The organism is Halolamina salina, from assembly GCF_042678005.1.
GTDB lineage: Archaea > Halobacteriota > Halobacteria > Halobacteriales > Haloferacaceae > Halolamina > Halolamina salina.
Map to the genome: position 1 here is coordinate 1 of NZ_JBHUDH010000002.1, position 7,589 is coordinate 7,589.

Sequence of the window (7,589 nt, forward strand, 5' to 3'; positions counted from 1 at the left end):
TCGTCGCCGTCGGCGGTCGACTCCGTCACCTCGTAGCCGGCGTTCTCGACCGCCCGCGTGATCGCCTCGGCGGTAGTCTGCTCCCGGTTGAAGGTGACGGTGATCTTCCCCGTCGTGGGCTGGGTCTGATAGGCGGTGACGCCGTCGACGGCGCCGACCGCGTTCTCGACCTTGCCGGCACAGGAGGCACAGTCCATCTCCGGGGCGGTGAACGTCTCCGTCGTCTCGCCGACGCCGGACTCGACCGCGTAGCCCGCCTGCTCGATCCGGTCGGCCACGTCCTCGGGACTCGTCTTCTCGGGGTCGTAATTCACGGTAACCGTGCCGGTGGTGATCTGCGGGTCCACGCCGTCGACGGCGTCGAGTTCGCGGACGCTACTCTCGACTTTCCCGGCACAGGACGGGCAGTCCATCTCCGGGACGTCGAGTTCGAGTGACTCCCCGCCGTCGGGCGGCGCCCGCGGGTCGTCTGAGTCGTCGGCGGTCATATCCGAGCGTAGTCGCTCGTCGGTTAATAATCCCGCTGCTAAATAGACGGGTCAGTATGCGCTACTTTGGTAAATGGCCTCCTTTGGGTTATTAAGAATCGGTCGGCGTGGCGGTCGCGACGGCTCGGCGATGTCTATCGAGGTTGGCGTCGACACCGGCGGTGAACATAGTGGGATTCGAACCACGGTCGGACGTGCTCGCTCGCGGTCGCTCGTTCCGCGCGACCTCCCTGTTTCGGAACCCCACCGAGCCGTTTTCACGGCTCACTTCGTTCGCCGGAAAACGGGCGTGGTGGGATTCGAACCCACGATCGAGGAGTTAGGAACCCCTCGCCTTGTCCGCTAGGCCACACGCCCTACTGGCCGCTACCGGCCCGGGGGGCAAAAGAACCCGCTTCGGCGTTAGTTGCTGGACGTCTCTGTCTCGGTCGCCGTCTCCTCCTCGTCCTCGGTGTCCGAGGTCGTCGAGGAGGTGGTGTCGTCCGAGTCCGGCCCTTCCTTCATCTCTTCGAGCTCCTGGTTCAGCTCCTGTCGGCCCTTCTGGAACTCACCCATCGCCTGCCCGGTCGACCGAGCCAGCTTCGGGATCTTGTTCGCCCCGAACAGGAGCACGAGCACGAGGAGGATGATGACGAGTTCGGGCCCCCCGGGGATCGGTACTTGAAGCGGCGCAGTCTGGAACATCTCTATGCGGATGTACCCCACTCCCGACTATAGGCCTTTTGGAAATCGGGGGGAGCGCTTTTCCCGACGAGGGCGTACGGTACTCCATGGACGACACCACCCCGCCGGCGGTCGGCGACGACGCGCCGGGGTTCACCGCGCCCGTCGCCGACGGCGACGGCATCACGCCCCGATCGCTCGATGCGTACCTCGACGGAACGCCGACCGTACTGGCCTTCTTCCCCGCTGCGTTCTCCGGCACCTGCACCGAGGAGTTCTGTACGTTCCGGGACCGACTCGGCCCGCTGGCCAGCGACGCGGCGACGGTGCTCGGGATCAGTACCGACCTCCCGTGGGCGCTCGCCGAGTTCCGCGATGCAGAGTCGTTGCCGTTCCCGCTCGTCGCCGACAACGACGGCGTGATCTGTGCCGACTACGGCGTCCGGACGCGCTACGAACGTCTCGGCATCGACGGCGTCGCCCGCCGATCGGTCCTCGTCCTCGGCGCCGACGGCGTCGTCACGTACCGCTGGCTCGCCGACGAACCCGGGAACGAACCGGACTACGCGGCGGTCGAGGAGGCAGTCCGGGACGCCGCGGAGGGCTGACCACCCGACGACCTTTTTCCGTCGGCTCCGTGAGACGAAGCGTATGGCCACGGATGTCTCCGATCACGAGTACGACCCGCAGGAGGAGCACGCCTTCCCGGACGACCGACTCAACGAGGTGCTCCCGGCGCTGGTCGAGGACCCCGAGGTCGTCGCCTACCTCGAGGCCCAGAACGTCAACGCGGTCACGCGGAAGGGGTACAACGACCACGGCAGCAAGCACATCGAGATCGTCCGGAACCGCGCGCTCCGGCTGTACGACCTGCTGAAGGCCGGCGGCGTGGAGTTCAACGGCGCCAGCGATCAGGGGCTAGACGAGGCCGACGAGCCGGTGATCGTCGCACTCGCGGCGACGCTGCACGACGTTGGCCACGTCGTCCACCGCGACGAGCACGCCTACTACTCGATCCCGCTGGCGGCGGACTTACTCGACCGCTTCCTCGACCAGTTCTACGACACGCCCGAGAAGGTGCGCGTGAAGGCGGAGGTGCTCCACGCGATCCTCTGTCACCATACCGCGGAGACGCCGCTGACACGGGAGGCGGGCGTGATTCGGGTCGCCGACGCGCTCGACATGGAGCGCGGCCGCTCGCGCATCCCCTACGAGGAGGGCGGCCGGGGGATCAACACCCTCTCCAGTCAGGCGATCCGGGAAGTGACGCTCCAGCCGGGCAACGGGACGCCGGTGCTCGTCGAGATCGAGATGATCAACGCCGCCGGGGTCTACCAGGTCGACAACCTCCTCAAGGACAAGCTCCGCGACTCGATGCTCGAGGACGACGTCCGCATCGTCGCCGTCAACACCAAGGGCGACGACGATCTGGTCGAGCGGATCGAACTGTAGGCGGCTCAGTCGTCAGAGGTGGTGCCCGCCGACTGGCGCTGTTGCTGGACCGACGGTCCCGTCGGCGTCGACCGTTCGCTCTCCTCGTTGTCGCTCTCGGTGAGGATCGGGAACTCGCGCTCGAACTCGATCAGCATCCCGAGCATCGCGACCGCACACAGCACCGCTGTCGGGAGTCCGACGAGGATCGTGAACGACTGGAGCACGGGCATGCCGCCGGCGAGGCTGAGCGCGATGGTGAGCAGCACCATCATCAGCCCCCAGACCAGCCGATTGATCGTCGACGGCGACTCCTCGCCGCCGGCGGCCATCATCGCGATGCTCAGCGTCGAGGAGTCGAGCGTGGTGATGAGGAAGCTCACCACCAGCAGCAGCAAGGCCGCCGAGAACACGGCCGGGTAGGGGAGTAGCTGCTCGAACAGCGCGAAGCCGACGGCCTCCAGCCCCGAGGACTCGTAGACGCCCAGCAGGTCCGCGGCGCCGGACGTCTGGAGCAGCAGCGCGGAGCCGCCGGTGGCGGCGTACCACGGCACCGTCAGCGCGAACGAGCCGAACAGCCCGGCGAACACCAACTCACGCAGGGTTCGCCCCTTCGAGATCCGCGCCATGAAGATGCCGATCATCGGCGCGAACGTGAGCCACCACGGCCAGAAAAAGAGCGTCCACGAGCCGAGCCAGGCCGTGGCCTCACCGTTGGGCGCGAAGAAGAGGCTCATCCCGACGAAGTCGGTCGCGTAGCCCGTGAGCGCCTGCGTCGTGAGGTTGACCAGCGTCGTCGCCTGCCCGAACGCGAACATCGCCGCCATCAGCCCGATCAGCAGGACGACGTTGAGGTCGGCGAACCGCTTGATCCCCTTCTGGATGCCGGCGATCACCGACAGCAGGAACAGCACCCCCACGAGGAGGATCAGCCCGATCCGGCCGAGTTGGCCAAGGCCGACCCCCCACTTGAACGAGAGGCCGGACGCGAACTGGCTGATCCCCAGCCCGAAGGAGACGGTGATCCCGCTGACGGTGACGACGACCGCCAACGCGTCGACCAGTTTCCCGAGCGGGCCGTCGACGTTGTCGACGCCGACGAACGGCGCGAGGATCACCGCCGGCCGGAACGGCGCGCCCTTCCGGTAGACGTAGTAGGAGATGGCGACCGCGAACACGAGATACGTGGCCCACGCGGACAGCCCGTAGTGGTAGATGGCGTACTGCAGCGCGTCGGCCATCCGCGCCCAGGTGCCGGCCGAGGCGTCGAAGTACGGCGGGCGCGTGCCGTAGTGGATCAGCGGCTCGACCGGTCCCCAGAACTCCAGCCCGCCCGAGGAGAGCCCCGCGGTGAACGTCATCACGAGGTACTGCCAGAACGTGAACTCCGGCTCCGTGTCGGGACCGCCCAACTTGATCCGCCCCCACGGGCCGATCATCACGTAGACGACGAAGACGAAGGCGAGGAACACGACCCAGAGGTAGAGCCACCCCAGGTTCCCGACGATGAACTCGTTCGCCGTCGCCAGCGCCGCGGCGACCGTGTCGGCGAACGCGACGACGGCGACGATGATCCCCAGCAGCGCGGCCACCGACAGCGAGAAGACGGCCACGTCGGATTTCTCCCGGAACGATTCGACTGCACCGACGACTTGCGACGGTACACTCACGAGTGTGGAAGGAGGGTCCGAACCACAGCCTGTCGTTCGACACCGTTCGCCGACGCGATCGTCTCAGATTCGTGCGAATTCACGCGGATTGCGTGCATCCGGCCGGTGTCCAGTGAAGTGAGAGGGATGTATCTGTTGAAGCGGGACAATCTCCTCGGAAATCTGATCGATCCGTGCGTCGCCCGTTCCTCCCGGAAAAGGCTGCGGCGATGGATTCCTTTATGCGTCGGTGTCGTGTTCGGTCCGACGAAACGTGGCCCGTTTCGGCAACTCCGTCGCACTGCTCCGGAACCGGGAGTTCCTCTCGCTCGCCGGCACCGCGTTCGCCCGGAGTCAGGCGTACTCGACCATCATCATCGCGCTCGCGCTGTACGCCGACGCGTTCGGCACCTCCGGGTTCATCGAGGGGCTGTGGGGGACCGCGTTCGCGTCGGTCCAACTGCTGATCGTCCTCCCGCTGGGGCGGAAGATCGACACCGGGAACGCCAAACACTGGCTGCTCGGCGGCCTGCTGATCAACGTCCTGGTGTTCGTGGGGTACATGTTCATCGGCGACCCGATCAACGCCGAGATCGTCGCCCTTCTCGAGAGCGTCGGCGCCGGCGCGCTCTGGACGACCAACGGCTCGCTTCAGGTCGTCCTCGTCCGGATGCTGCAGGGGATCGGCGCCAGCATCCTCTGGATCACTGGCTCGACGGTCGTCGGGCAGATCTCCCCCGACGACGAGAGCGGCCGCTGGCTCGGTTCGTACAATCAGGTCGCGGCGTTCTCCTCGCTGGCGGGCGATCTGGTCGGCGGCCTGCTGCTCTCGATGTACGACCCGCTCCAGTCGCGGGTCGTGTTCATCGTGCTCGCGGCGGTCACGATGGTCGCGTTCGTCCTCGTCTACGCCGAACTGCGTGACAACCCCGGCGGCGGCGTCGACAACCCCGAGGCGCAGTCGGGGATCGGAACGATCAAGAAGCTGCTGAAGCTGCCGATGCTGCGCTCGCTGGTGCTGTTCCGACTCTCCTTCTCGGTCGGGAAGATGGCGGTGATCATCTTCCTCCCCATCCTCGCCCGCACGGAGTTCGGGATCGACGCGTTCGCGATCGGCTGGATCCTCGCCGGCGGGAAGCTCACCAAGTCGCTCTTCCAGGGGTACGTCGGCGACCTCACCGACCAGATCGGCGACCGCGCGAAGTTCGTCGCCGCCGGCGCGCTGGTGTACGGCTTCGGGATCGCGCTGATCCCCCTGTCGCTGCCCGCCGAGGAGACGATGGGGCGGTTCTACCTCGGCTACTTCGGCCACGGACAGGAGCTCGGCGGCGGCTTCGTCGTGCTGTTTCTGGCCTACGCGATACTGGGCATCGGCGACTCGATACGCCTGCCGGCGAGTATGGCGCTGTTCGTCGAGGAGGGCGAGAAGTACGACTCGGTCGCGAGCGCGATGTCGCTGCGCTCGATCTCTTGGAAAATCGGCCAGACAGCCGGCCCGCTCGGCGTCGGACTGATCAAGGACTTCCTCGGCACCGTGCAGGCGTTCCTCACCGCGTCGGCGTTCGTGGTGTTCGCGACGGGCGTGTTCTGGTTCACCCACACGATGTCGGGAGACACCGAGAGCGTGGTTGAGGGAAGCTAACTATCGGCCTCTATAGGTCCGAAAGCTCGTCCTCGATCGATTCCAGCACATCCGAATCCTCCTCGTTCGGTTCATCGTTTCCGTCATCCCCGTCGTTACTCCTCGTCGACAATCCCTCCTCGAGGACCTCTACTTTGAACTCGTTGCGCTCGGCGGCCAGCCGGAACGTCGGCACCGTCCGGTACTCCACCTCGACCACGTTCTTCCGGCGGAGGCTCCCCAGCGCGTCCCGCACCTCCTCGACATCGGGATCGATACCGAACTCCTCCCGGAGCTTCCCGAGTACGCTCACGACGCTCTCGGAGCGCTCCTCGGGTCCCGCGAGCACGTCGAGCACCTGCGCGTGGAGTTCGGGAACCCTGATCCGGTCCGGAACCCCGCCCTCCTCCTCGGGGGGGACGCTGGGCTCGACGTCGACGAGATCGACGCCCTCGGCGGTCGCCCGGATTAGGCTGTCGTCGTCGCGGTAGTAGTAGTCGCTCAGCTCCGATTCGAGGTACTGGTGGACGTCGCTCCCCGACTCCATCCCCCAGCGGTCCTGTAACTCTTTGTTCTTGGTCGGCTGGAGGGTCACGATGTCGGCGAGGCGCTCTCTGGCCTCGTCGCTCAGACTCATCGGCCGTGGCTGGGGGGCGGGGGCGTATGGCTATTCCGGTCCCGGCGGGGCGCGAGCCGGAACCGCGCCAGCTAAGCCCGCGAGCCCGCTACGGACGGCCGTGCGAAACGTCACCGACCGGGTGTCAAACCCCTTCGGGATGGAGCCGCCCTGTGACCGCTTCGTCCCCGGCTACGGCGACGCAAACGCCGACTTCCACGTGATCGGCGACCATCCCGGCGTCCACGGCGGCGCCGACACCGGCGTCCCGTTCACGGGTACGGCGGCGGCCGAACGCCTCCAAGACGCCCTCCGAGAGGCGGGGCTGCTCCACACCGTCGGCGGCGAACCCGAGATCGATCGGACGTTCCTCTCGTACCTCCACATGTGCGTCCCGGCGGACGACGCCACACCGACCGAGACCGAGTACACGGAGATGGAGCGGTACTTCGACGCCGAACTCCGCGCGATCGCCGCCCACGTCCTGCTGCCGGTCGGCGAACGCGCGACCCGCCACGTCGTCGAGACGTTCACCGCCCGCGCCCACCGGACCGAGATCGAGATGGAGAACCTCCACGGGCAGGAGATCCTGGGCAGCGGCTGGCTGGTGCTCCCGATCGAGGACCCGGCCGATTGGGAGGGAGACGAGGCCGAACGGCTCGTCGAAGCGCTCGGAGAACTCCAGTCGACCGATTACCGGCGAGAGAGCGACCTCGGGCGGTTCCTCCCCGGCGGGGAGAGCTACTACGTCCGATAGCGCGACTCACCGCGTCGCGAGCAGGTACCGCCCCACGTCGACGAGGAATCCACCGGCGCTGAACAGCGGCAGCACGATCAGGCCCAGCAGCGCCCCCCACGTCGGGATCGCGACGACGGGCCAGACTGCGAGACAGAGCGCCGGCGCGATCGAGGGAACGGCGTACACCCACGCGGCGCCGCGCCCGAACCGCCCGACGGTCGTCAGCACGACCAGCGGGAGCAGCACCGTCCCGGCGAGGAGCATAAGCCCAAGCGTCGGCGTGCCGGCGGTCGCCGTCCGCACCGCCCCGAGGACGTACTCGGTGGGGGAGTCCAGCGGGAACGTCCCGAGGAGCGTCGTGACCGGGGACGCCGCCACCTCG

Annotated in this window: 8 protein-coding genes, 1 tRNA gene and 1 pseudogene; 4 read left to right on the forward strand and 6 right to left on the reverse strand. The window is 67.2% G+C overall.

Annotated elements, in window-relative coordinates; all coding sequences use genetic code 11:
* From ACFR9S_RS00180 to ACFR9S_RS00190, 3 genes are all read right to left on the reverse strand, one after another.
* Positions 1-488, reverse strand: a 488-nt coding sequence (locus ACFR9S_RS00180; protein ID WP_379817669.1) for a heavy-metal-associated domain-containing protein, incomplete at its 3' end; no start/stop codon positions are given.
* 284 nt (positions 489-772) lie between these two features.
* Positions 773-845, reverse strand: a tRNA-Arg gene (locus ACFR9S_RS00185).
* Positions 846-890: 45 nt separating this feature from the next.
* A complete protein-coding gene (locus ACFR9S_RS00190; RefSeq protein WP_379730739.1) occupies positions 891-1,172 on the reverse strand; it encodes a Sec-independent protein translocase subunit TatA/TatB in 282 nt (93 codons plus the stop codon).
* 86 nt (positions 1,173-1,258) lie between these two features.
* Here ACFR9S_RS00190 and ACFR9S_RS00195 point away from each other — a divergent pair, with 86 nt between their 5' ends.
* Positions 1,259-1,759, forward strand: a complete 501-nt coding sequence (locus ACFR9S_RS00195; RefSeq protein WP_379817671.1) for a redoxin domain-containing protein — start codon at positions 1,259-1,261, stop codon at positions 1,757-1,759.
* A gap of 43 nt (positions 1,760-1,802) precedes the next feature.
* A complete protein-coding gene (locus ACFR9S_RS00200) occupies positions 1,803-2,603 on the forward strand; it encodes an HD domain-containing protein (RefSeq protein ID WP_379730737.1) in 801 nt (266 codons plus the stop codon).
* A gap of 5 nt (positions 2,604-2,608) precedes the next feature.
* Here the strand turns inward: ACFR9S_RS00200 and ACFR9S_RS00205 are convergent, their stop codons facing one another.
* Positions 2,609-4,195, reverse strand: coding sequence for a BCCT family transporter (locus ACFR9S_RS00205; RefSeq protein ID WP_379817673.1), 1,587 nt, complete (start codon positions 4,193-4,195; stop codon positions 2,609-2,611).
* A 310-nt stretch (positions 4,196-4,505) separates the two neighbouring features.
* Here ACFR9S_RS00205 and ACFR9S_RS00210 point away from each other — a divergent pair, with 310 nt between their 5' ends.
* Positions 4,506-5,873, forward strand: coding sequence for an MFS transporter (locus ACFR9S_RS00210; protein ID WP_379730735.1), 1,368 nt, complete (start codon positions 4,506-4,508; stop codon positions 5,871-5,873).
* A gap of 121 nt (positions 5,874-5,994) precedes the next feature.
* On the opposite strand, the pseudogene ACFR9S_RS00215 reads toward ACFR9S_RS00210, so the two are convergent.
* Positions 5,995-6,489, reverse strand: a pseudogene (locus tag ACFR9S_RS00215) (DUF5797 family protein); the annotation flags it as partial.
* A 100-nt stretch (positions 6,490-6,589) separates the two neighbouring features.
* Here ACFR9S_RS00215 and ACFR9S_RS00220 point away from each other — a divergent pair.
* On the forward strand, positions 6,590-7,225 hold the full coding sequence (locus tag ACFR9S_RS00220; protein ID WP_379730734.1) for a uracil-DNA glycosylase family protein: 636 nt from the start codon (positions 6,590-6,592) through the stop codon (positions 7,223-7,225).
* Positions 7,226-7,231: 6 nt separating this feature from the next.
* Here the strand turns inward: ACFR9S_RS00220 and ACFR9S_RS00225 are convergent.
* Positions 7,232-7,589, reverse strand: a 358-nt coding sequence (locus ACFR9S_RS00225) for a molecular chaperone DnaJ (protein ID WP_379817675.1), incomplete at its 5' end; no start/stop codon positions are given.

What these genes read in the sequence shown, in the direction of transcription:
- ACFR9S_RS00195 (WP_379817671.1), top strand. Translation starts at nt 1,259, where the DNA reads ATGGACGACACCACCCCGCCGGCGGTCGGCGACGACGCGCCGGGGTTC.
- ACFR9S_RS00200 (WP_379730737.1), top strand. Translation starts at nt 1,803, where the DNA reads ATGGCCACGGATGTCTCCGATCACGAGTACGACCCGCAGGAGGAGCAC.
- ACFR9S_RS00190 (WP_379730739.1), bottom strand. Translation starts at nt 1,172, where the DNA reads ATGTTCCAGACTGCGCCGCTTCAAGTACCGATCCCCGGGGGGCCCGAA.